The sequence below is a fragment of the Vibrio sp. 1078-1 genome, assembly GCF_033340475.1.
The window spans coordinates 1-560 of sequence record NZ_JAWOWM010000710.1 but is presented as its reverse complement, the minus strand read 5'-3'; the positions used below and the strand labels follow the sequence as shown (position 1 = coordinate 560).

Genomic DNA, 560 nt, shown 5'->3' with positions numbered 1-560 from the left:
AGCTAAAAACACTCGTACAAAAAACAAAATACAGGCTATTTATTTACCTTACACAAACAATATAAATGTAGGATAAATATAACTAGTGAAAAAGCTTCTCGCTAATTTGTAGTTTTTTCAAAATAAAAATACACAGCGTGAATATTCTTGAGTTGTTAAATAGTCATTGAAATATCACGTGGCGTGTTTACTAGAAAGGAAGCCAATCACACATCCGTCGTGCCTTGCTTTGCTTAAAAGTACAAATCCTCTACTCTGTGCCTAATCAAATTCAATGGAATTGAAAGAATGATAAAAGGCAGTGAGTACCCCTCCATTCGTGCATTGAGGACTTTTGTTGCTGTGGCTAACTATCTCAGCTTTTCTAAAGCCGCCGATGACCTATGCGTAACACAAGGAGCGGTCAGTAAACAGATGGCATCTTTAGAGCAACTCGTTGGGCTTCCTCTCATTCATCGAGGGTTAAACGGCGTGGAGCTAACAGAGGAAGGAAAGCGCTATTTACCCCAAATAACAGAAGCTCTAGAGCTCATTCAGCACGCAACCGCCAGCCTAATTCA

General features: G+C 39.6%; 1 protein-coding gene. It reads left to right on the top strand.

Translation table 11 applies throughout. From position 1 onward, the window contains the following. Nucleotides 1-288: 288 nt before the first annotated feature. The coding region (locus tag R7190_RS29650; RefSeq protein ID WP_318138177.1) for a LysR family transcriptional regulator at nt 289-560 on the top strand (272 nt) is incomplete at its 3' end.